We start from the raw sequence: 21366 nt of genomic DNA on the forward strand, positions 1-21366 counted from the left end.
TTGTTCCTCCTTACGAATCTCTGTCTGTACGAACTCCCTGCACGAAGATGTTGACGGCCGTGACATCAATGCCCACCGTTTGCTCCAAGGTATATCTCACGCGGCGTTGTACATTGCCGGCGACCTCGGAAATTTTCACGCCATAGCTGACGATAATATGCATGTCCAAAACCACTTCGCCGTTCGTATTGTGCACGACGACACCTTTGCTCAGATTGTCGCGACCAAGAAGCTCAGCAATTCCATCCTTTAACGCTTTGCGGGAAGCCATCCCCACCAGCCCGAATACTTCCATGGCTGCGCCTCCGGCAATTCGTGCGATTACGTCTTCTGTAACATCGATTTTTCCTAGCGATGTGTTCATTTCGACTGTCATGCAAGGACTCCTCCTCTGTTAAACAGCTTGGCCTCCACAGGTACCCGTACCCATGCTTCCCTCCATTCTACACTAACGAATAGGAGAAATGAAGCGTTTTGTCGAACCTGTCCCCCCGATAAGAAGGACGGGGCAAATCATCATGTCAAGTATTGCAATTGACAGCAATGGTGTGCTAATATAGTCGAGTATTTGTATTTCCCATCAAGGAAATCCCGTTTAGATGTAACAAGGGAGGTGGATCGTAATGGCACGTCGTTGCTTTGTAACAGGTAAATCTGCAAAAGCTGGAAACGCTCGCTCCCACTCCATGCGCGCAACTCGCCGCACGTGGGGTGTCAACGTACAAAAAGTGCGCATTCTCGTTAACGGAAAACCAAAGCGCGTTTACGTAAGCACTCGAGCACTGAAATCCGGTCTCGTCACTCGCGTATAGTTCTGACACGCTACGCGAAAAAAAGCACCCTCGAGGTGCTTTTTTGCATTTCTCCGACGTTCCTTTTTCGTCTTTTCATGAAGGAGGCCGCGACTTCATTTTTTCTTGTTGAATGCCTCGATGATGCCGCGAATCATGCCACCCAGGAACTTCGGCAACTTGATGGTGTAAAACCGCATGCTACCCCTCCTCACCGAAATTACTTCCCACGATACAACAACCAGCCTGCCCCCATGAGTGCCGCCGCCAACAGGCTATACCAAACCCACAGAGGTGCCATGTACAGGAAAATGGTGATTCCCCCGACAGCCAACGCAACCCCGAGAACACGTCGCAAGGCGCCCCCCTGTCGCAGGCGATAGGAGCGCAATCCCATTTCATGCTGCACCTCCTTCAGGTGTTCTCCCAAACGTGCATATTACATCATATTCTGCTGTCGGATAAACATGTATCCTGCCACGCGAAAATGTCAACATCCGCGAAAAGGACAGGTGGAACGGATGACGGCGAAAAGAAAAATTCAGGCAACGCCATCGCTGCCTGAATACCTTATGAAAACGATCGGTGATTTATGCAGGTCCCCCTACGCCAATCGGTCGCGCGGAGGAAACAAAAGCTGCGACGCGCTGCCCAGCACCACCGACAGGACCACGCCTGCGATCAGCATTTCAGGCAAGAGGTAGGTGATGTTGTAGACAAACGAATACAGCGCGACAGGCATGCCTTCTGGCGCGTACTCGCCAAACCAGATGACCCCCGACGTAAAATGGCAAACCAGTCGGCCCAGCACGCCGATGAGCAGGCCGCTCCACAGCATGACGATCCGCTGTGTCTTCCCTTCCCGGCCCGCCAGACGGACAAGCCCGGTCAGCCCCAATGCGGCAAAAGCAAGCGGATAATCCAGCAGTACCTGTACGGGATTGACAATGGTGCTGCCGAACAAGAGCTGAAGCAGTCCCACTACCATCCCCGTCACGACGCCAGCCAGCAAGCCGCGGCGTACAGCGATCAAGGCGATCGGTACCATGACCAGCGACACGGAGCCGCCCTGCGGCATTTCAAACACCTTGATCTGGCTAAACACAACCGCGAGCGCCGCCATCATCGCCATCTCCAGCAAGACGATCAATCGTTGACGATCCAATCTCCTTCACTCCTTAATATTCCCTTATGAATGTTCGAAAAAAGACCAATGAGCCACACAGGCTGTCTCTGATTCTAGCCCAAGTCCCTACGCCTGTCAAAGAGAAAAGCCGCGGGCACAAGCGCTCCCGCGACTTCCTTTTCTCACCGAACCTTTTCCAGAAACTGCTTGGCCCGTTCACTTTTCGGATTTTGAAAAAACACGTCTGGCGGCGTATCCTCCAACAGTCGGCCGTCGTCCAGAAACAGGATGCGGTCGGATACTTCTTCCGCAAAGCGCATCTCGTGTGTCACGATGGCCATGGTCATCCCGGTGTGGGCCAGCCCCTTCATAACCTCCAGCACCTCTTTGACCATCTCCGGGTCAAGCGCGGATGTCGGCTCGTCAAACAGCATGATTTGCGGCTCCATGACCAGCGAGCGGGCGATGGCGACACGCTGCTTTTGCCCGCCGGACAAACGCGACGGGAAGACGTCGGCTTTGTCAGCCAGGCCGACGCGCGCAAGCAGCTCCCGCGCTTTTTTTTCCGCCTCGCTTTTCGCCATGCCTTTTACCTTGATCGGCGCGTAGGTCAGGTTGTTCAACACGGTCATGTGCGGAAACAGGTGAAAATGCTGGAACACCATCCCGATCTGCTGGCGGATCGCCATGACGTTTGCCTTTGGATCGGTAATTTCCTGGCCGTTGATCGTGATTGTGCCGCTGGTCGGCACCTCCAGCAGGTTCATGCAGCGCAAAAGCGTGGATTTCCCCGAACCGGACGGCCCGATAATCGCCACGACCTCGCCTTTGCCGATTTCCGTCGAGATGCCTTTCAGTACGTTCAGTTGCCCGAATGACTTGGTAATGTTGTCGATTTTAATCACTGCGTCTCATCCTCCGTTCCACGACGCGCGCTACCCAGGTCAGGATCATGACCATGACATAGTACAGGAAGCCGGCGATCAGATAGGGTTCAAAGTAGCGGAAGATGGCTCCTTTTACCACGTTCGCATTTTGCATGATGTCGGACAGACCGATCGTGGAAACGAGCGCGGATTCCTTCAACAGCGCAATCGTCTCATTCACGAGCGCAGGCAAAATGTTTTTCACACCCTGCGGCAAAATGATGTCAAGCATCATGCGGCGGTACGGAACGCCGAGCGCCTTGGCCGCTTCCCACTGCCCTTTGTCCACAGCGAGAATGCCGCCGCGAATCGTCTCCGAGATGTACGCACCCGAGTTCAGCGTAAACGTCAGAACGGCGGCTTCCAGCTGCGAAATGTTGTAGCCGGTGAGCTGCGGGGTCGCGAAGTAGACAAACGTGAGCTGCAAAATCAGCGGCGTTCCGCGAAAGACGGACGTATACGCGACAGCCAGCCAATTCAGCGGCCCGAATTTAGAAATTTTGATGAGTGCGAGGATCGAACCCCAGATGAAGCCTAACACGACGGAAATCAATGTAACAAGCAGCGTGCCCTTTATCCCCTGCAAAATGAAAGGGATGTAGGGCACGATTTGCGCAAAATCCAAATTCATGCCCGTTCCCACCTCTTGCTACGTTACGTAGTTGTCAAAAGCCTGTCGATCAGAGATTATTGAGCGAACCATTTTTGGATCAGCTTGTCCATTTCACCGTTTTCCTGCATTTTCTTGATGACTTCGTTAAACTTCTCTACATGGGGAGAGCCTTTGGGGAAAGCGATGGCAGCGCCGTTTGTTTCATTCGTTTCAATCGTGGTGAATTGCAGGCCAGGATTGCTCTGAACGAAGCCTTTGGCTACCGTGTCCTCGATGATCGCTGCATCGACACGGCCGGTTTTTACTTCCTCCACGATCTCGCCCAGCTTGTTCAAGGAAGTCACTTGCAAGCCTTGTACCGTTTTGGCCAGCTCTTGCGCCGCCTCTTCCTGGATAGAGCCGAGCTGCACCGCGATCTTTTTGCCAGCCAGTTGCTCCGGCTTGGTGAGATTGCTTTCCTTCCTGGAGACAATCGTATTTTTCGCATCATAGTAGATAGCGGAGAAATCGACGTTTTTTTCGCGCTCAGGCGTTGGCGTCATGCCCGCCATGACGAAATCGGCGCGATTGGCTTGCAGCGCCGGAACCAGTCCGTCGAAGTTCATGTCGGTAATCTGGATTTCATAACCCAGTTCTTTGGCGATGTAGTTCGCGATGTCGATGTCAAATCCGACAATTTCGTCCTTGCCACTGGTCAGGTCGTGGAATTCATACGGCTTGTAGTCCGCAGACGTCGCCATGACGAGCGTCTTTTTCTCGCCAGCTTGTCCTTGGCCAGCCGGCTGCTCCTGGCCTGCGCCCGCTTGCGGCTGACTGCCTGTGCCGCAGCCTGCGATCATTGCCGCAGCCAGCAGAGAAGAGAATGCAAGGGAAAGAATCGATGACCGTTTTTTCATTGTGTACCCCCGGTTGAATGATTGGTTGAAAGAATGGACTGCCATAGCAGCCTTGCTTGCCTTTGAATATTTTGCACAAAAACTTATATTTATGCACAACAATGACTATTTTAATCCATAACGGCACAATTTCAATCATTTTTTCACCATCGGCCAATGACGAAAAATACAGAATTCTATTTACAATTCACTTTCTCTTTCGTTTGCCGCGCTTCCCGCTTACGCCTAGTATGCCCGGCTTCGCGGATTTTTCTCCAACATCAGCGGCGAAAGCTTGAAAAAACCGCGGCGCAAGCGCCATCGTGGCAAAAGGGAGGTCGTTTTTCCTGAAATACTTTCAACGGGCCAAACATATATATTCCCTAGCCTTGCAAAAGAAAGGAAGGGTACGGATGGAAAACGCTGCACCATTGCCAAGAAATCCCGTCGGGTTTTGGCGGCGTCTCGGAGCGTCCCTGCTGGACGGACTGATTATCGGTGTACCTTTGGCTATCGTCAGTTATTGGGTAACAGGCCATACAGACGGAAATCTCGGGACCAATCTGCTCTCCACGCTGTACAGTCTGCTCGTTCCCGTTTTCTGGTACGGCTATACGGTCGGCAAAAGAATCGTCGGCGTGCGCATCGCCAGAGTGGACGGCGAGTCAGTCGGGATCGGCACGATGCTTTTGCGCGTGCTGGTCGGCATGATGCTCGTCTATGGCGTGACGTTTGGTTTGGCGGCCATCGCGAGTCTCATCATGGTCATCGTGCGCAAAGACAAGCGCGCCATTCACGATCTGATCGCAGGTACGTATGTCACTTCGGATCGGCCGCCGCAGGAAGCGGTTGCTGGATAACCGAAACACACGAGCTGTATGGGCGAAGTCTTGTATCATACAAAAAGCCATCTGCCGCTTCGTAGCAGATGGCTTTTCCTTTTATCCGCGAATCGCTGCGATTGCTTTTGCGCGATCAGGCTGGTTGAACACCGCACTGCCCGCGACGAGGACAGTCGCCCCCGCCTCTTCGCACAAGCGCGCTGTTTCGGCATTGACGCCGCCGTCGATCTCGATCTCGACATGCCCCAGTCCGCGCTCGTCCAGCAGCTGACGCAGCTCCTTGATTTTCGGCACGACGGTGCGGATGAAGGTTTGCCCGCCAAATCCGGGATTGACGGTCATCAAAAGCACCATGTCCAGATCCGGCAGCACAGGCTCGATGGTGGAAATCGGAGTAGCCGGATTCAGCACAACGCCGGCCTTCACGCCTTGTTCTTTAATCAGGTAGAGCGTTCTGTGCAGGTGGCGGCACGCTTCCTGATGAACCGTAATCCAGTCCGCCCCGCTTTTGGCAAACTGCGGGATGTAGCGGTCCGGCTCCTCAATCATCAGATGCACGTCCAGCGGCAGCTTGGTCACGGGACGAATCGCCTCGACGATCAAGGGTCCGATCGTGATGTTCGGCACAAAATGTCCATCCATCACATCGACGTGAATCCAGTCTGCTCCCCCGCGCTCGACATCGAGAATCTCCTCGCCCAGACGGGCAAAATCCGCCGACAGGATAGAAGGTGCGATTTTTACCATGGTTTGTTCCTCCGTTGATATTCTTTCAGCTCTTCGCGGAACTGTTTGTAGTGTTCGTAGCGCTCCTCACTCAGCTCGCCAGCGGCCAGTGCCGCCCGGACGGCACATGACGGCTCGCTTACGTGCAGACAGCCGCGGAATTTGCAATCCGGGCTGAGGACGGCAAAGTCGCGGAACGACTCAGCCAGATCCAGCTCGGTAAAATCGATGAACTCCAGCGAGCTGAAGCCTGGCGTGTCGGCCACATAGCCGCCGCCCGGAAGCGGGATCAGCTCGACGTGACGGGTTGTATGCTTGCCGCGCCCCAGCTTTTGGCTGACATCGCCTGTCTGCAAGCTAACGCCGGGGAACAACGTGTTAATCAGCGATGATTTTCCCACTCCTGACTGCCCGGCGAAAACGGTAATCCGGTCGTGCAAAATCGAGCGCACTTCCTCCAGGCCGCGTTCGTCTACTGTCGAAGTCGGAATCACCTGATAGCCGATGGCTTCGTATTGGCGCACGATGGCGTCCACTTCTTCCTGCGACACCTGATCGGCTTTGGACAGCACAATGACGGAATCGATCCCAACGTGCTCGGTATGGGCCAAAAACTTGTCCAAAAGCAGCGAGCTAAACATCGGCTTGTACATGGAAAAGACGAGAACCGCCTGGTCTACATTGGAAATGGGCGGGCGGACCAGCTCATTGGTCCTTTCGCCCACCTCCATGATATAGCCTTCTTCTTCATTGATCGCATCGTAGACGACCCAGTCGCCTACGAGCGGGTTCACCTTGGCGTCTTTTTTCTTGAACAGCCCTCTTGCACGGCAACTGTAGATACGCTCCCCATCGGCTACATAGTAAAAGCCGCTCAGCGCTTTCACAATCCGTCCTTCTGGCATTCATGTCCCTCCACTATCCTACGGCAAGCTGTTATACGAGATCGGAATGGTTTGATAATCCCGGAATGCGGTGTCGTTCTGCCGCTTGATGGTTGCCCGGACGAGCGCGTCTTTTTGCGGCGAAAGGACGACCGGCACATCGTATTCCTTGTTTTCCGCGATGGTTTCCTGCTGGACAACCTTTGCCTCGCCGCGCGCGTCTGTCACTTCGATCTTGACTTCCACGGTCTCGCCCGGTACGACTTCCACGTACACCGTCGCTACAGCAGACTTGGCATCCTGCGGATACTGTCCGTTGCTGACGGTCAGTGGTACGGCTACGCCTTTTTGCACCTGCATGCCCGGGTCGTACGGATGCGTACTCAGCACTTCGCCCGCCTTGTCGGTGGTGTACGTTGGCACTTCCTTGATTTCCCCGACACTCAGTCCTTTTTTGAACAGTTCCACTTGGGCCGCTTCCACCGATTTTCCCCGCACATCCGGCATGGGGACAAACGCTTTGCCTTTGCTGATCGTCACCTTCACACTCGTCTTGCCCGGATACACCTTTTCATTGGCTTCCGGCGACTGCCTGATGACCGTTCCCACTTCGGCCTTGTCGTCCTCTTCTTCGACGAACGTGACCATTTCCAGCTTGAAGCCGTTCTTTTTCAACGTTTCCTCTGCCGTTGCCCGCGGCAGCGTGACCAGATTCGGCATGTCGATCAGCTCCTGGCCTTTGCTGACGTACAAGGTGACGACGGCCTTTTCCTTCAGCCTCATCGGCGGGGCCGGGTCCTGACGGATGACCATGCCTTTTTCGATCGTATCGTCGGCTTCCTCGACGATTTGCGCGACGAGGTTCGCTTCCTGGAGTTTTTTCTCCGCCAGGGATACCTCGATTCCTTCCACATACGGAACCGGCACCTCCGGAACGGACGGAACCACATTCAAAAGAAAGTTGAAGCCAAAGAACGCGAGCACGAAAAACAGTCCAATGCCGCCTGCCCAGACCAGCGCCCTGACCCACCATTTTTTCTCTGGCTTCGCATCCTCGTTTTCTTCAGACAACTCATGCCGGCTGCGCTGTCCGACTCCCGTTCGGCCGTTGGCGTGCCCTTCCAGCATCTCCGGTGTGATAATCGGAACGACGCGGGTCATTTCCTCATCCACCGGGAAGGTCAGCTTTTCTTCGTTCAATCGTTCCGGAAACAGGCACGTCTCCAAATCTTCAAGCATTTCCCGCGCGGAGGCGTATCTGAGAAACGGATCTTTGACCAGCGCCTTCAGGATGACGTTTTCCACGCTTTGCGGAATGTTCGGGTTTACCTGGCGCGGCTCGGGCAGCGGCTCCTGCAAATGCTTGAGCGCCACCGATATCGGCGAATCCCCGGAAAACGGCAGCTCCCCGGTCACCATCTCATACAGCACGATCCCGAGCGAGTAAATATCGGATTTTTCTCCCGTAATCCCGCCGCGCGCCTGCTCCGGAGAAAAGTAATGGACAGAGCCAAGCATGGCGTTCGTATGGGTGATCGTAGCAGAAGTAACGGCGCGCGCGATGCCGAAGTCCGTCACCTTCACTCTGCCATTTTTTCCGATCATGATATTGTGCGGCTTGATGTCTCTGTGAATGATCTGGTTTTGATGCGCGTGATCGAGTGCATCGCAAATTTGCTGGGCGATGCGCACTGCCTCCTCTACGGGCAATGCCCCACGCTGGATAATGACTTCCTTGAGCGTGCAGCCTTCTATGTACTCCATCACCATGTAGTGCGTGTCGCCTTCCTGGCCTACATCGTACACCCCAACCACATTGGGGTGAGACAAGCTTGCCACCGCCTGCGCTTCACGCCGAAACCGATTGACAAAGTCTTCGTCCGTACCAAACTGCGAGCGCAGCACTTTGACGGCCACCGGACGATTCAGGATCAAATCCCTGGCCTTGTATACGATCGCCATACCGCCTCCGCCGACGCGGGATTCCAACTGATACCGTCCTCCCAGTCGTTGACCTTCCATCTCTCTCACCCCTCTTTCTGACCGACATCAAGCTTTTTTTGGACAGCCACCAGCGTAATGTTGTCTTCCCCACCGGCATCCAGCGCTTCCTGCACCAGACCGTCCACTTTTGCTTGCAGCGATATCTGTTTCTGTAACCAATTTTCCAGAGAGGCATGGCCTACCTTGTTCGTGAGACCATCCGAGCAGATGAGGACGACATCGCCCTCCGACCACTCGAACTGTCCCAAATCAATCAACACATCCGGCTCCGTGCCGAGCGAACGCATAATCACGTTTCGATGCGGATGGACCGATGCTTCTTCCTCGGTGATTTGTCCGCTTTTCAACAGCTCGTTCACGAGCGAATGGTCCTCTGTTTTCATCACAAGACCGTCTGCATTGTAAACGTACAGGCGGCTGTCGCCAATGTGGGCGGTAATCACGGAAGATTCTCCCAACAGCGCCGCCACCACAGTCGTCCCCATTCCGCTGCACTCCGGATGGCTGACCGCGTACTCGTAGACTTCCTTGTTGGCGAGCAGGACGGCATTCATCAGCTGCTCGCGCGCGTCTTCCGCGTCGAGCTGTCCATCCAGATGACGCAGTTCTTTTACGATTCGTTCCACAGCAAGGCGACTGGCTATGTCCCCGGCCTGATGGCCGCCCATCCCGTCTGCAACAATAGCCAGCACGCGTCCGTTCAGATCGGCAACACAGGCATAGTAGTCCTCATTTACCTGACGGACGCGGCCAACATGGGATTTCATCGCGATTTCCATGGCTTCACCCCACGGTTTCTTTAGCGTGTTGTGCCCTCAGCTGACCGCAGGCAGCGGCGATATCGCTGCCTTGTTCCCGTCTGATGGTCACATTGATTCCCTTTTCCTCCAAAATGCGTTTGAACTGAAAAATTTCGTTGCGCGGCGTACGCACATAATCGCGCTCGGGCACGTAGTTGACCGGAATCAGGTTGACGTGACAGAGCATGTCTTTGACCAGATCCGCCAGCTCTTCGGCGTGCTCGGGCTGATCGTTTTTCCCGCCGAACAGCCCGTACTCGAAGCTGATCCGGCGACCTGTCTTGTTGATGTAATGACGGCACGCCTCCATCAGCTTGTCAAGCGGAAAGCCCCGGTTGATCGGCATCAGCTTGCTGCGCAGCTCCGTATTGGGCGCGTGCAGGGAGATCGCCAGGTTCACTTGTCCGCCGCGCTCGGCAAACTCGTAAATTTTCGGCACAATTCCGCTGGTCGAGACGGTGATATGGCGGGCGCCGATGTTCAGGCCCCGGTTGTCGTTGATGATCGCCAGAAAGGCCATCAGACTCTCGAAGTTTTCAAACGGCTCGCCAATCCCCATCACGACGACGTGGCTGACGCGCTCGCCCTCCGCATCGAGCTTGCGCTGCGCCATCAGCACCTGGGAAACGATCTCGCCCGCGTCGAGGTTTCGCTTCAGTCCGCCGAGGGTGGAGGCGCAGAAGGTGCAGCCGATCCGGCAGCCGACCTGCGTCGTCACACAGATGCTGTTTCCATAATTGTGGCGCATGATGACCGTTTCGATGGCGTGCCCATCCACGAGCTGGAACAAAAACTTGATCGTGCCGTCTGCGGACACCTGGTGCGTAATTTCTTTCAACGAATCCAGGCGGAACGTCTCGGCGAGCTTTTGCCGCAGGCCCTTGGAAAGATTGCTCATCTCATCAAAGGAAGTCACACGCTTTACGTACAGCCAGTCAAAAATTTGCTGGGCGCGAAAAGCTTTGTCACCTGCGCTGATGAGCCATTCTTTCAATTCGTCTTGCGTCAAACTGTAAATAAGCGGCTTTTCGCCTGTAAATGTCGTGAATGGCATTTCGTTTCCACATCCTCAAAATCATTGCTTGCACAAATCGTCATTCTATCATTGTACCTCGCCTCGCGTCCCGCTTCAAACGGTTTTGGCATCCATTTCAGAAATGCATCCCTTTTCCTAGTGTAAACCAATCTTTAGACGCGCAAACAAAGGCAAAGGAGTGGCATTTTCGCATGTGGCGCGCCACCCCTCTCCTGCTATCTTTTTCGTTTCAGACGCGCGATAAAGAAACCATCACTCTCAAAATGGTGCGGCAAAATCTGCACGCATGCCCCTGTCTCGTCCACATGCGCCCGAGCGGCCTCTGGCAAGTCGTGCGCAAGCGTCTCGTCCAGGACAAACTCCGGGTGCTCCTTGACGAAGCGCTGAACGATCTTCTGGTTTTCCTCCGGCTCAATCGTGCACGTGCTGTACACGAGAACGCCATCTGCTGCAAGCATTGGCGCCAGTGCCTTGAGCAGTTCGTACTGCAACTGGGCAATCGCCCGAACATCCGCTGGCGTTTTGTTCCACTTCAGGTCTGGCTTGCGCCGGATGACGCCGAAGCCCGAGCAAGGCGCGTCGAGCAAAATCCGGTCGAACGTCCCCAGACCTTTGTCGGGCAAATCGAGCGCATCGCTCGTGATCGGCTCGATGATGGAGATACCGAGCCGCTTGGCCGTCTGCGCAATCAGGTCGCGCTTGTGCGGGTGCAGGTCGCACGCCACGATCTGCCCGCGATTTTCCATCAGCTCGGCGATATGCGTCGTTTTCCCGCCCGGAGCCGCGCAGGCGTCGAGGACGCGCATGCCTGGCTTGACCGCAAGCGCAGGCGCTACCAGCATGGAGCTTTCGTCCTGGATGGTGAAGTAGCCTTCATGAAACAGCCGCGAGCCGGCTGCGTGCCCCCCCTCTACCAAAATCGCGTGCGGGCTGAGCGCCGACAGTCTTGCTGCTGTTTCTTCGGCGGCCAGCTTGTCCAGCAATTCGCGCGCGCTTGTTTTCAGCGAGTTGACGCGAATGGAGCTGTGAGGATGGCGGTTATTGGCTTCGCAGATCGCGATCGTCGTCGCTTCGCCGTACACCGCAAGCCATTGCCGAACGAGCCATTCCGGATGGGAATGCGCGACGGCAATCTGCCGGGCGCGGTCGCCTTCGGGCAGGCGCTCCCACACATCCGGCTGGCGCAGCACGTTGCGCAAAACGCCGTTCACCATCGAGGCGATTCCTTGATGCCCCCGGCGCTTCGCCATTTCCACCGCCTCGTGAACGGCTGCCCGCTCAGGGATACGGTCCAGATAGCGGATTTGGTACAGGCTGAGCCGCAGCAGGTTGCGCACCCACGTCTGCACCTTTTTGTTCCCGACAAAGTAGGACAGGACGTGATCGAGCGTGAGCTTCCGCTGGATCGTGCCGTACACCAGCTCCGTCACGAGTCCGGTATCTGCCGCGCTGAGCTGCGCGCGATCCAGAACGCCTTTCAGCTCCAGATTGCTGTAGGACTTGTGTTCCTCGACTCGGTTCAATACATCTAGCGCAATATCACGCGCTCCCTTTTTTGCCACGGGCTATTCTCCTACCTTCGTGCCGATTTCGATGCTGCTGCCCGCCCCGCGCAAAAAGTCGTGAGCGCTCATCCGCTTTTTGCCTTCCGGCTGCAATTCGGTTATTTTGACCGCCCCGCTGCCGCATGCCACAACCAGGCCATCTTCCTCGCGGGCGATAATCGTTCCCGGTGCTTCGCCATGGCCAGCTTCGGGCATTTTTTCCACCCACCACAGCTTCCACACTTTTCCCGCATAGGTCGTGAAAGCGACAGGCCATGGGTTCAGGCCGCGCACCTGGTTGTAGATTTGCGCGGCGGATTTCGTCCAGTCAATCTTTTCGTCGGTCCGCTTGATATTCGGCGCGAACGTCGCAGCGGAGTGGTCCTGGGCTTCCGGCTGAATCTCCCCTGCCAGAAGTCTGGGCACCGTCTCAAGCAAAAGCCGGTAGCCAGCCGCCGCCAGCTTGTCATGCAAAAGTCCGACCGTATCGCGTTCCTCGATGGGCACGACGACCTTGGACAGCATGTCCCCTGCGTCCAGCGCCTCCACCATGTACATGATCGTCACGCCCGACTCGGTCTCGCCGTCGATAATCGCTTTGTGGATCGGCGCCCCTCCGCGATATTTCGGCAAAAGCGAAGCGTGCACATTGATGCAGCCATACTTTGGCGCCTCCAACAATCGCTTGGGCAAAATTTGTCCGTAGGCGGCGGTTACGATCAGGTCGGGGGACAGCGCCAGCACTTCCTCCAGCGCTTCCTCTGCCTTGATTTTTTCCGGCTGCAAAACGGCCAGTCCATGACGCAAAGCCGCCTCCTTGACGGGGGGCGGCGTCAGCACTTGCTTGCGTCCTACGGGACGATCCGGTTGTGTCACGACTCCAATCACGTGATAGCCTGCTTCGATGAGCGCATTGAGGCTCGAAACCGCGAAGTCAGGCGTCCCCATAAACAGGATGCGAGCATCTCTCAAATCGGTTATTCCCCTTCCTCTTCCGGGTTTACCTGATAGACCTTGTCGGCTACGTCGATGAACAGCACGCCATTCAGGTGATCGATCTCATGCTGGGCGCAGCGGGACAACAAGTCTTCGGCCTCCAGCTCGATTTCGTTGCCGAAGCGGTCCTGGCCGCGCAGCTTGATCCATTGGTGGCGGAGAACATCACCGCGCAAGCCCGGGATGCTCAGGCAGCCTTCCGGATAGTCGAACTGCTCGCCTTTGTAGTCGACGATTTCCGGGTTGACCATCTCAATCAGCCCGTCGCCGCAATCCATGACAATCACGCGTTTGGAGATGCCTACCTGCGGAGCAGCCAAGCCTACGCCATCTGCATCGTACATCGTGTCCGCCATGTCGTCCAACAGCTTGTGCAGGTTGGAATTGAACTTGGTCACCTTCATTGCCTTTTCGCGCAAAATCGGATCTGGATGTTTGACAATTGTGCGAATCGCCATGTGAATCGTATCCTCCCTAAAGCAGTACGTACGGATCAACGTCAATCGTCATCCATACCTTCTGCTGTTTGTTCCACTCTTCAAATGCCGCCGTCGCCTGGGCAAGCAGGTCGAACAGTTGCGGTTCATCCCGATATTTTAGCATGATCTGAAAACGAAATCTATCCTTCACGCGCGCAATGGGCGATGCGACCGGACCGAGCACGATCGTCGTCTGCGCGAGCCGCGGCCGCAAAAAATCCGCCATCGTATGCGCGCCACGAATGACGACAGGCACTTCCTCATGGCTGAACGTAATCAGCACCAGCCGGAAATAGGGCGGATACCCTGTACGCCTGCGCTGCATCATTTCCGCCTGGTAGAACGCCGGATAGTCATGCCGCGTGGCGTGAACGATGCTGTAATGCTCAGGCGTATACGTCTGAATCACGACATCTCCCGCCAACTCGTGCCGACCCGCGCGCCCCCCGACCTGCGTGAGCAGCTGAAACGTCTTTTCCGCCGCGCGAAAATCAGGCAAATGCAGCGAGCTGTCCGCCGCGATAATGCCTGCCAAAGTCACGCGCGGAAAATCGAGTCCTTTGGCAATCATTTGCGTTCCGAGCAGCACATCGCCCTGCCCGTTGCGGAATTTGTTCAATAGCTCCTCATGCGCCCCTTTGCGCGACGTCGTATCCACATCCATGCGAATGACACGGATGCCGGGGAACAGCTTCGCCAGTTCCGCCTCGACTTTTTGCGTCCCTGTGCCGAAAAAGCGGATATGCTCGCTCTGGCATTCCGGACAGTGCGCCGGCTGGGCGATTGTGTACCCGCAGTAATGGCAGCGCGCCGTATGGTTCGTTTTATGGTAGGTCAAGGAGATGTCGCAGTGAATGCAGCGCATCGTATAGCCGCAGGAACGGCACATGACAAACGTGGAAAAGCCGCGGCGATTGAGGAAAATGACCATCTGCTCGCCTTTTTGCAGCCGATCGTCAATCATTTCATGCAGCTTGCGGCTGAACATGGAGCGATTTTCTGCATGCAGCTCCTCGCGCATGTCGACGACGTGTACCTGCGGCATCGGGCGGTTGCCCACCCGCTCCGGCATCTCCAGCAACTCGTATCGGCCACGCGTGGCCAGAGCGTACGTCTCCAAAGCAGGGGTCGCGCTCCCCATGAGCAGGACAGCGTCGTTTCGTTTCGCGCGCCAGAGGGCGACTTCCCGCGCGTGATAGCGCGGCGTCTCTTCCTGCTTGTAGGAGCTTTCATGCTCCTCGTCAATCACGATCAGGCCGACATGGCGAAACGGAGCGAAAATAGCCGAGCGCGCCCCGACGACGACTTTGACCTGGTTGCGAATAATTTTGCGCCACTCGTCGTAGCGCTCTCCCTGCGACAAGGCGCTGTGCAGAACGGCGACATCGGCACCAAACCGCGCCTTGAACCGCTCCACCATTTGCGGCGTCAAGGAAATTTCCGGGACGAGAAAAATCGCCTCGCGTCCCTTTGCCAGCGTCTGTTCGATCGCTTCCAGATACACTTCCGTCTTGCCGCTGCCTGTTACGCCATGCAGCAAGTACGAGGCGTACGTGCCCGTTTTTATCGATTGCAAAATCGGTGCCAAAACCTTTTGCTGTAGGAGGGTAAACGCCGGCTTCGGCTTGTCGGAAAAACGGCGATGGGCATACGGATCGCGGTATACTTCCACCTGCTCAATGGCGACGAACCCCTTTTTTTCCAGACTTTTCAGCGATGCACGGCTGATTCCGTACTCCGCTTGCAGCATCTGGGTAGACAAAGACTGGCCTGCATGCACCTGGAAAAGCTCAAGCGCTCTTCTCATCTGCTCCGCGCGCGCCGGCAAGGAACGGATCGCTTCCGCCAGCTCAGCGCTACTCAACAGGCTGCGCACAAACGATTGCTGCTTGCGCGTAATCCGGTCCGTAACCTGGTATTCGGTCGCCAGAAGTCCGCTCGCAATCCAGCCCGGCACGAGCATATACTCGTCGGGGAACCGCTTTTCCACCTCTGCGAGCGGAAGCTGCCGTTTGCGCGCCAACTCCCACAACAGCCCCGAGTTGCCGCACACGTCTGCCTCCAGCGCTTCGGTGGCGATCAGCCATTTCTCCGACTTGCCCTTCAAGACAGCCGGGATCATCGCCTGCACGGCTGTCACCCACGGGCATACGTATTGTCTGGACATCCACTCGCCAAGCTCCAGCAGCTCTGGCGTGAGCGGAGGGGTATCGTCCAGCACCTGTTCGATATCCTTCAGGCGCGAGGAGGCGATTTCCCCCTCCGCCTGCTCCACAATCCCGATCACGTAGCCTTGCAGCTTGCGCGGGCCAAACGGGACAATGACCCTGCTGCCTACCTGGATCAACGGGCTTAGCCAGGACGGTACCTTGTAGTCAAAAGGGCGGTTCGTTCGATTGACCGGTACGTCCACAAACACCTGGGCGATCATGACAGCTGAGACAGCGGCTTGTGCTGTAGCTTCAACAACACGGCATCAAACAGCTTGTCGGCCACAGCCCGCTTGCTCTGTTTATCCAGCGCCACTTGCTCGCCGTCCCGCGTCAAAAAGGTGACGATGTTCGTATCGCTCCCCATTCCCGCCCCTTCCAGGAGGACGTTGTTGGCGACGATCATATCGAGGTTTTTCCGTTCCAGCTTCGACTGCGCATGACGCAGCACATCCTGGGTCTCGGCAGCAAACCCGACGACAAACTGCTTCGTTTTGCGCTCGCCAATCGTCTGTAAAATATCCGGCGCTTTGTCCAGCTCCAGCACGAAGGGGCCGTCGCCTTTTTTCATTTTATGCGCCTGCACCGTTTTCGGCCGATAGTCGGACACGGCAGCCGACTTCACGATGATATCGCTCTCTGGCAAATGCGCCATGACGGCATCGAACATCTCCTGGACCGATTCTACGGCAACGAACTCGACACCGTCTGGCCGCGGCAATGCGGTCGGGCCGCTAATCAGCGTCACCTTCGCTCCTCTGTCGCGGGCAGCCTCCGCAATGGCGTAGCCCATTTTGCCTGACGCGTGGTTGGTGATGTAGCGAACCGGGTCGATCTTTTCCCGGGTCGGTCCGGCCGTGACCAAGACGTGCTTGTCCCGAAGATCTTGCTTGGCGGCTTTTGCTTTTCCGTTCGCCTCTCGCCCTGCTTGTTGCGCAAACCAGCGTTGCACCGCTTCAACGATTTCCTCCGGCTCGGCCAGACGCCCTTTGCCCACCCAGCCACATGCGAGCAGCCCTACGCCCGGCTCCACAAACTGGTAGCCAAACGACGCCAGCTTTTCCCGATTGGCTACCACTGCCGGATGCTCGTACATGTTCACGTTCATGGCAGGTGCGATCATCACCGGAGCTTTCGTCGCCAGCAAGGTCGTCGTCAGCATGTCGTCGGCAATCCCATTGGCCAGTTTGCCGATCAAATTGGCCGTCGCAGGAGCGATCAGCACGAGGTCGGCCTTGTCCGCCAGCTCGATGTGGCTGATGACATGCGGGTCCGGCTCCGAAAAAGTATCGGTATAGACAGGCTGATGAGACAGCGCCTGAAACGTCGCTGGCTGAACGAATTTCATCGCATTTTCCGTCAGGATGACATGCACCTGTGCGCCGGCCTGCGTCAGCTTGCTGGTGAGCGCTGCCGCCTTGTAAGCCGCGATCCCGCCACAGACTCCCAGCACAATGCGTTTTTCTGCGAGCGAATTCATCTGTACCTCCCCTTTCTTCCCTATCCGAAATCGGAAAAAAACAACCTGCATACAGGTTGTTTTTTTCAAGGCATGCTCTTATTTACGACTATTTACGTCCGTCCAAAAACTCGTGTACCAGTTCGTCGGAAATAAACTCTTCCAGCGCCACGCCGACAAACTTTTTCGATTTGGGCTTGGCTACCTGCACTTCGCTGTTTTCACGCAATTGGCGGGCGCGCTTGGACGCCACGGTCACCAGGATGTACTTGCTTTCCGCTTTTGCAGTCAACTCGTCGATAGATGGATACAGCATAAAACTACTCAACCTCCTTCAACCATTTGCGATATTTGTGAACCTGGCGCTCTTTTTTCAGGTGCTCGGCGGTGATAATCGCCTGAATGCGATCGCAGGCCAATTCGATCACGTCGTTGACCACGACGTAGTCGTAATGATCCATCAGCTCGATTTCAGCACGGGCGACTTCCATCCGCTTGCGAATCACCTCTTCCGTCTCCGTCCCTCGGCCCACGATCCGGTTTTCCAGCTCGTTCAGATCAGGCGGGGCCAGGAACAGGAACGTCCCTTGCGGAAAGCGCTGCTTCACCTGCAACGCGCCCTGGACTTCGATCTCCAGAATGACGTCGCGCCCTTCGTTGAGCATCTCCTCCACAAACTTGCGGGGGGTTCCGTAGAAGTTTCCTACGTACTCGGCCCACTCCAGCAGATCGTCCTGCTCAATCATTTGCTGAAACTCTTGCTTCGTCTTGAAAAAGTAATTCACTCCTTCCACCTCGCCCGGGCGCGGAGAACGGGTGGTAGCCGATACGGAGTACACCAGCTCGGGCATTCTTTCCCGAAGCGCCTTGCATACCGTACCTTTCCCCACTCCCGCAGGTCCGGAGAGAATCAAAAGGAGACCGCGATCAACCATGCTCATTGTTTACACTCCTACTTTATTCGTCCGATTCGTCATCCTTCGTCGAGAGGCGCTGTGCCACTGTTTCCGGCTGTACCGCTGACAAAATGACATGATCGCTATCTGTAATAATCACAGCACGCGTCCGGCGTCCGTAGGTTGCGTCCACGAGCATGTTGCGATCGCGCGCTTCCTGGATAATCCGTTTGATCGGAGCGGATTCCGGACTTACAATGGAAATAATGCGGTTGGCATTGACGATATTGCCAAATCCGATATTGATTAGCTTGATTGCCATAACGGCCCAGCCCATCCTTTCATGCTACTCGACGTTCTGTACTTGCTCTCTCATTTTCTCCAGTTCCGTCTTGATTTCGACAGCGAGGTGGGAGATGGGCAAACCATTCGCCTTGGAAGCAATCGTATTGGCTTCCCGGTTCATTTCCTGGAGCAAAAAATCCAGCTTTCGCCCGACCGCTTCGCTTGCTTCCAACTGTGTGGCAAACTGGAGACAATGGCTTTCCAGGCGGGTAATCTCCTCGCTGATATCGCTCTTGTCAGCGAAAAAAGCAACCTCCTGGGCCACGCGGGCAAGATCCAACTCAAAAGGCGCCTGGCTGGCCCATTCGCTGAGTCGCTGGCGCAGGCGGGTCTGGTACTCCTCGATTCCCAGAGGAGCCAACTGCTGAAGCTCTTTGACCCACGCTCGAATCTGTGCGAGCCGAGCGGATAAATCAGCGTACAGTTGTCTGCCCTCCGCTTCTTTCATGGAGAGCAAATCGACCGCTGCTGCCTTGACCTGGTCCAGCAGCCATTCGGCCACGTCGTCACTGTCTTCTGCCATTTCGTTTGTATGTAACACGCCAGGGAAGAGCAAAAGCTCCTTCACGCCAAGCGGCCCCTCCAGAGAAAAGCGCTCAGCCATCGTGCGCGACAGCGAGACGAGCTGCTCGGCCAGCTGCCAATCGATCGCGACAGCAGAAGCCGCCTGGCTGTTCCCGTCCATCGCGATGGTCACGTCGACACGACCTCTGCGGACGTACTGGCTTACCAGCTTGCGCACCTGATCCTCCAGCATGCTCCAGGCTTTTGGCAGGCGTACCTGTATCTCGGTATACCGATGATTGACAGCGCGAATCTCCACCGTCAACCGCACAGTGCCCTTGCTCTCCTCTTTCCGTCCATAACCTGTCATGCTTCGAACCATCGTTTTCACTTCCACAGACGCAAAATCGTTAATTTATTATAGGAGACAACTCTTGGCAGTGTCAACCGAAGCCGCAGAGCGACAACGAGATTCCTCCCTTCCCTGCTTTATGCTACACTGTGACTGGCAACCATTTTTTTCGTTCCGGGCATTTTTAACCATTGAGGTGAATTGATTGTGGCATTTGATGGCGTAGTAACCCGTGCTGTCGTGCGGGAGTTACATAAATGTGTCGGCGGTCGCATCTCCAAAATCCACCAGCCGCACCATAGCGATATTGTCATGCAAGTCCGAACGCCGGGAGAAACCGTCAAGCTTCTCTTGTCTGCCAATCCGACGTATCCCCGCATGCACATCACGACGGAAGAGTTTACCAACCCGCTGGAAGCCCCGATGTTCTGCATGCTGCTGCGCAAGCATTGCGAGGGCGGGCTGATCGAATCCATCGAACAAATCGGCATGGAGCGGATTATCCACATCGATATTCGCACCCGCGACGAACTGGGAGACACGGCGACACGCCGTCTGATTATGGAAATCATGGGCAAGCACAGCAATATCATTCTCGTCGATCCGGCAACGGGAACGATTCTCGACAGTGCCATGCACGTGACGCTGGCGATCAGCCAATACCGGCAAGTCACGCCCGGACGTCAGTACGTCTCCCCGCCGAGCCAGGACAAGCGCGACCCGCTCGCCGTGACCGAGCAAGAGTTCCTGGCCTCCCTCGACTGGAACAGCGGGCGGCTGGACAAGCAGATCGTCGACGGCTACACGGGCATCAGCCCGCTTTTGGCGAAGGAGATTGTCTTCCGGGCGAAGCTGGCCAACCGCGAGACGTTGTGGCAAGCCTTTTCCTCCGTCATGGCGGCAGTCAAGGATCACAGCTACGCGCCTGCGATCGTGGAACGCGCCGACAAAGCGTATTTTCACGTCGTCGAGTTGACCCATCTGACCGATGGCGACGGCACTGTCACGCCGTATCCTTCCGTGCAAGCCTGCCTGCAGGCCTACTACGAGGGCAAAGCGCTGCGCGACACGGTCAAGCAGCGCGCCCACGACCTGATTCGCTTCGTTACGGCCGAGCGCAACAAAAATGAAAAAAAGATCGAAAAGCTGGAGCAAACCTTGCAGGAGGCGCGCGACGCGGAACTGTTCCGCCTGTACGGCGAGCTGATTACCGCCAACATGCATCGGTTGAAGCGCGGCGACACGGAGCTGGTCACCGTCAACTGGTACGATGAAGCCGGGGCCACCGTCACCATCCCGCTCGACCCGTTGAAGACCCCTTCGGAAAATTTGCAAGCCTATTACAAGCGGTACAACAAAGCAAAAAACAGTCTGCAAATCGTCAGCGAGCAGATCGAGCAGGCCAAAGCCGAAATCCTCTACCTGGACGGTCTGTTGGTTCAGCTCAGTCACGCCAGTCTGAAGGAAGCGGAAGAAATCCGCGACGAGCTGATCGAGCAAGGCTACATGCGCGACCGGAAAAAGCGCGGACCGCGCAAGAAAAAGGACGCGCGACCGGAGCTGGAGCGGTACGTCTCGTCAGACGGCACCGAGATTCTGGTAGGAAAAAACAACAAGCAAAATGAGTTTCTGACGAACAAGCTGGCGGCCGCGCATGAAACGTGGCTGCATACGAAAGACATTCCCGGCTCCCACGTCGTCATCCGCGCCCGCGCGTTTTCCGATCAGACCTTGCTGGAGGCCGCCAATCTCGCAGCCTATTTCAGCCGCGCCAAAGAAGGCAGTCAGATTCCTGTCGACTACACCCTGATCCGGCATGTCAAAAAACCGAGCGGCGCAAAGCCGGGCTTCGTCATTTACGAACAGCAGCGCACCTTGTACGTCACCCCGGATGAAGCGCTCGTCCGCCGTCTGAAAGCGAACGCTTCCTCCACGCATAGCGAGACTTCCTAAGCTCA

24 protein-coding genes are annotated in these 21366 nt (G+C 56.1%); 3 read left to right on the forward strand and 21 right to left on the reverse strand.

Translation table 11 applies throughout. From position 1 onward, the window contains the following. Positions 1–10: 10 nt before the first annotated feature. Positions 11–376 carry an Asp23/Gls24 family envelope stress response protein gene (locus tag ACTHO6_RS07995; RefSeq protein ID WP_440241019.1) on the reverse strand — a complete coding sequence of 122 codons (366 nt, stop codon included), beginning with the start codon at positions 374–376 and terminating at the stop codon, positions 11–13. A gap of 247 nt (positions 377–623) precedes the next feature. On the opposite strand from ACTHO6_RS07995, the gene rpmB reads away from it, so the two are divergent. Further along, positions 624–812, forward strand: a complete 189-nt coding sequence (rpmB, locus tag ACTHO6_RS08000; RefSeq protein ID WP_005831020.1) for a 50S ribosomal protein L28 — start codon at positions 624–626, stop codon at positions 810–812. A 95-nt stretch (positions 813–907) separates the two neighbouring features. Here the strand turns inward: rpmB and spoVM are convergent, their stop codons facing one another. The 6 genes from spoVM to ACTHO6_RS08030 all read right to left on the reverse strand — a co-directional run bounded on the left by spoVM (position 908) and on the right by ACTHO6_RS08030 (position 4352). After that, entirely contained in the window at positions 908–991 is an 84-nt protein-coding gene (gene spoVM, locus ACTHO6_RS08005; protein WP_005831022.1) for a stage V sporulation protein SpoVM, read from the reverse strand. Positions 992–1011: 20 nt separating this feature from the next. Then, positions 1012–1188, reverse strand: a complete 177-nt coding sequence (locus ACTHO6_RS08010; RefSeq protein ID WP_440241020.1) for a hypothetical protein — start codon at positions 1186–1188, stop codon at positions 1012–1014. Between the two features lie 207 nt (positions 1189–1395). After that, positions 1396–1956, reverse strand: a complete 561-nt coding sequence (gene thiT, locus ACTHO6_RS08015; RefSeq protein ID WP_440241021.1) for an energy-coupled thiamine transporter ThiT — start codon at positions 1954–1956, stop codon at positions 1396–1398. A 143-nt stretch (positions 1957–2099) separates the two neighbouring features. Next, positions 2100–2822, reverse strand: coding sequence for an amino acid ABC transporter ATP-binding protein (locus tag ACTHO6_RS08020; RefSeq protein ID WP_440241022.1), 723 nt, complete (start codon positions 2820–2822; stop codon positions 2100–2102). Further along, positions 2815–3474: an amino acid ABC transporter permease gene (locus ACTHO6_RS08025; RefSeq protein WP_440241023.1), complete on the reverse strand. Its 660-nt coding sequence runs from the start codon at positions 3472–3474 to the stop codon at positions 2815–2817. The genes ACTHO6_RS08020 and ACTHO6_RS08025 overlap by 8 nt, the downstream gene beginning before the upstream one ends. 56 nt (positions 3475–3530) lie before the next feature. After that, the gene (locus ACTHO6_RS08030) at positions 3531–4352 is read right to left on the reverse strand and encodes a transporter substrate-binding domain-containing protein (protein WP_440241024.1); all 822 of its coding nucleotides are present in this window, start codon (positions 4350–4352) and stop codon (positions 3531–3533) included. Positions 4353–4744: 392 nt separating this feature from the next. On the opposite strand from ACTHO6_RS08030, the gene ACTHO6_RS08035 reads away from it, so the two are divergent. Further along, positions 4745–5191: an RDD family protein gene (locus ACTHO6_RS08035; protein WP_440241025.1), complete on the forward strand. Its 447-nt coding sequence runs from the start codon at positions 4745–4747 to the stop codon at positions 5189–5191. An 81-nt stretch (positions 5192–5272) separates the two neighbouring features. Here ACTHO6_RS08035 and rpe read toward each other — a convergent pair whose 3' ends face one another. The 14 genes from rpe to ACTHO6_RS08105 all read right to left on the reverse strand — a co-directional run bounded on the left by rpe (position 5273) and on the right by ACTHO6_RS08105 (position 19438). Then, positions 5273–5920: a ribulose-phosphate 3-epimerase gene (gene rpe / locus ACTHO6_RS08040; RefSeq protein ID WP_440241026.1), complete on the reverse strand. Its 648-nt coding sequence runs from the start codon at positions 5918–5920 to the stop codon at positions 5273–5275. Further along, positions 5914–6804, reverse strand: coding sequence for a ribosome small subunit-dependent GTPase A (gene rsgA, locus ACTHO6_RS08045; RefSeq protein WP_440241027.1), 891 nt, complete (start codon positions 6802–6804; stop codon positions 5914–5916). Before rsgA ends, rpe begins: the two co-directional genes overlap by 7 nt. 18 nt (positions 6805–6822) lie before the next feature. Beyond that, positions 6823–8805 carry a Stk1 family PASTA domain-containing Ser/Thr kinase gene (gene pknB / locus ACTHO6_RS08050; RefSeq protein ID WP_440241028.1) on the reverse strand — a complete coding sequence of 661 codons (1983 nt, stop codon included), beginning with the start codon at positions 8803–8805 and terminating at the stop codon, positions 6823–6825. A gap of 5 nt (positions 8806–8810) precedes the next feature. Further along, positions 8811–9566, reverse strand: coding sequence for a Stp1/IreP family PP2C-type Ser/Thr phosphatase (locus ACTHO6_RS08055; protein WP_440241029.1), 756 nt, complete (start codon positions 9564–9566; stop codon positions 8811–8813). A 4-nt stretch (positions 9567–9570) separates the two neighbouring features. Next, positions 9571–10641, reverse strand: coding sequence for a 23S rRNA (adenine(2503)-C(2))-methyltransferase RlmN (rlmN, locus tag ACTHO6_RS08060; RefSeq protein ID WP_440241030.1), 1071 nt, complete (start codon positions 10639–10641; stop codon positions 9571–9573). 197 nt (positions 10642–10838) lie between these two features. Continuing rightward, a complete protein-coding gene (gene rsmB, locus ACTHO6_RS08065; RefSeq protein WP_440241031.1) occupies positions 10839–12185 on the reverse strand; it encodes a 16S rRNA (cytosine(967)-C(5))-methyltransferase RsmB in 1347 nt (448 codons plus the stop codon). 3 nt (positions 12186–12188) lie between these two features. Further along, positions 12189–13139, reverse strand: coding sequence for a methionyl-tRNA formyltransferase (gene fmt / locus ACTHO6_RS08070; protein ID WP_440241032.1), 951 nt, complete (start codon positions 13137–13139; stop codon positions 12189–12191). A gap of 5 nt (positions 13140–13144) precedes the next feature. Continuing rightward, the gene (gene def, locus ACTHO6_RS08075; protein ID WP_440241033.1) at positions 13145–13621 is read right to left on the reverse strand and encodes a peptide deformylase; all 477 of its coding nucleotides are present in this window, start codon (positions 13619–13621) and stop codon (positions 13145–13147) included. A gap of 16 nt (positions 13622–13637) precedes the next feature. Next, positions 13638–16073: a primosomal protein N' gene (gene priA, locus ACTHO6_RS08080; RefSeq protein ID WP_440241034.1), complete on the reverse strand. Its 2436-nt coding sequence runs from the start codon at positions 16071–16073 to the stop codon at positions 13638–13640. After that, positions 16070–17332: a bifunctional phosphopantothenoylcysteine decarboxylase/phosphopantothenate--cysteine ligase CoaBC gene (gene coaBC, locus ACTHO6_RS08085; RefSeq protein ID WP_440241035.1), complete on the reverse strand. Its 1263-nt coding sequence runs from the start codon at positions 17330–17332 to the stop codon at positions 16070–16072. The genes priA and coaBC overlap by 4 nt, the downstream gene beginning before the upstream one ends. Before the next feature lie 88 nt (positions 17333–17420). Next, positions 17421–17627, reverse strand: a complete 207-nt coding sequence (gene rpoZ / locus ACTHO6_RS08090; protein WP_440241036.1) for a DNA-directed RNA polymerase subunit omega — start codon at positions 17625–17627, stop codon at positions 17421–17423. Positions 17628–17631: 4 nt separating this feature from the next. Continuing rightward, the gene (gene gmk, locus ACTHO6_RS08095) at positions 17632–18252 is read right to left on the reverse strand and encodes a guanylate kinase (RefSeq protein WP_440241037.1); all 621 of its coding nucleotides are present in this window, start codon (positions 18250–18252) and stop codon (positions 17632–17634) included. A 16-nt stretch (positions 18253–18268) separates the two neighbouring features. Then, entirely contained in the window at positions 18269–18529 is a 261-nt protein-coding gene (gene remA / locus ACTHO6_RS08100) for an extracellular matrix/biofilm regulator RemA (protein WP_005831055.1), read from the reverse strand. Positions 18530–18553: 24 nt separating this feature from the next. Then, on the reverse strand, positions 18554–19438 hold the full coding sequence (locus tag ACTHO6_RS08105; RefSeq protein ID WP_440241038.1) for a YicC/YloC family endoribonuclease: 885 nt from the start codon (positions 19436–19438) through the stop codon (positions 18554–18556). A gap of 177 nt (positions 19439–19615) precedes the next feature. Between ACTHO6_RS08105 and ACTHO6_RS08110 the strand changes: the two genes are divergently transcribed. Next, a complete protein-coding gene (locus tag ACTHO6_RS08110) occupies positions 19616–21361 on the forward strand; it encodes an Rqc2 family fibronectin-binding protein (RefSeq protein WP_440241039.1) in 1746 nt (581 codons plus the stop codon). The last annotated feature ends 5 nt before the right edge of the window (positions 21362–21366 follow it).

This window comes from Brevibacillus sp. SAFN-007a (assembly GCF_051967035.1).
In the GTDB taxonomy this organism is placed as follows: Bacteria; Bacillota; Bacilli; order Brevibacillales; family Brevibacillaceae; genus Brevibacillus.

What these genes read in the sequence shown, in the direction of transcription:
- ACTHO6_RS07995 (WP_440241019.1), bottom strand. Translation starts at nt 376, where the DNA reads ATGACAGTCGAAATGAACACATCGCTAGGAAAAATCGATGTTACAGAA.
- rpmB (WP_005831020.1), top strand. Translation starts at nt 624, where the DNA reads ATGGCACGTCGTTGCTTTGTAACAGGTAAATCTGCAAAAGCTGGAAAC.
- spoVM (WP_005831022.1), bottom strand. Translation starts at nt 991, where the DNA reads ATGCGGTTTTACACCATCAAGTTGCCGAAGTTCCTGGGTGGCATGATT.
- ACTHO6_RS08010 (WP_440241020.1), bottom strand. Translation starts at nt 1,188, where the DNA reads ATGGGATTGCGCTCCTATCGCCTGCGACAGGGGGGCGCCTTGCGACGT.
- ACTHO6_RS08025 (WP_440241023.1), bottom strand. Translation starts at nt 3,474, where the DNA reads ATGAATTTGGATTTTGCGCAAATCGTGCCCTACATCCCTTTCATTTTG.
- ACTHO6_RS08030 (WP_440241024.1), bottom strand. Translation starts at nt 4,352, where the DNA reads ATGAAAAAACGGTCATCGATTCTTTCCCTTGCATTCTCTTCTCTGCTG.
- ACTHO6_RS08035 (WP_440241025.1), top strand. Translation starts at nt 4,745, where the DNA reads ATGGAAAACGCTGCACCATTGCCAAGAAATCCCGTCGGGTTTTGGCGG.
- rpe (WP_440241026.1), bottom strand. Translation starts at nt 5,920, where the DNA reads ATGGTAAAAATCGCACCTTCTATCCTGTCGGCGGATTTTGCCCGTCTG.
- rsgA (WP_440241027.1), bottom strand. Translation starts at nt 6,804, where the DNA reads ATGCCAGAAGGACGGATTGTGAAAGCGCTGAGCGGCTTTTACTATGTA.
- pknB (WP_440241028.1), bottom strand. Translation starts at nt 8,805, where the DNA reads ATGGAAGGTCAACGACTGGGAGGACGGTATCAGTTGGAATCCCGCGTC.
- ACTHO6_RS08055 (WP_440241029.1), bottom strand. Translation starts at nt 9,566, where the DNA reads ATGGAAATCGCGATGAAATCCCATGTTGGCCGCGTCCGTCAGGTAAAT.
- rlmN (WP_440241030.1), bottom strand. Translation starts at nt 10,641, where the DNA reads ATGCCATTCACGACATTTACAGGCGAAAAGCCGCTTATTTACAGTTTG.
- def (WP_440241033.1), bottom strand. Translation starts at nt 13,621, where the DNA reads ATGGCGATTCGCACAATTGTCAAACATCCAGATCCGATTTTGCGCGAA.
- priA (WP_440241034.1), bottom strand. Translation starts at nt 16,073, where the DNA reads ATGATCGCCCAGGTGTTTGTGGACGTACCGGTCAATCGAACGAACCGC.
- coaBC (WP_440241035.1), bottom strand. Translation starts at nt 17,332, where the DNA reads ATGAATTCGCTCGCAGAAAAACGCATTGTGCTGGGAGTCTGTGGCGGG.
- rpoZ (WP_440241036.1), bottom strand. Translation starts at nt 17,627, where the DNA reads ATGCTGTATCCATCTATCGACGAGTTGACTGCAAAAGCGGAAAGCAAG.
- gmk (WP_440241037.1), bottom strand. Translation starts at nt 18,252, where the DNA reads ATGAGCATGGTTGATCGCGGTCTCCTTTTGATTCTCTCCGGACCTGCG.
- remA (WP_005831055.1), bottom strand. Translation starts at nt 18,529, where the DNA reads ATGGCAATCAAGCTAATCAATATCGGATTTGGCAATATCGTCAATGCC.
- ACTHO6_RS08105 (WP_440241038.1), bottom strand. Translation starts at nt 19,438, where the DNA reads ATGGTTCGAAGCATGACAGGTTATGGACGGAAAGAGGAGAGCAAGGGC.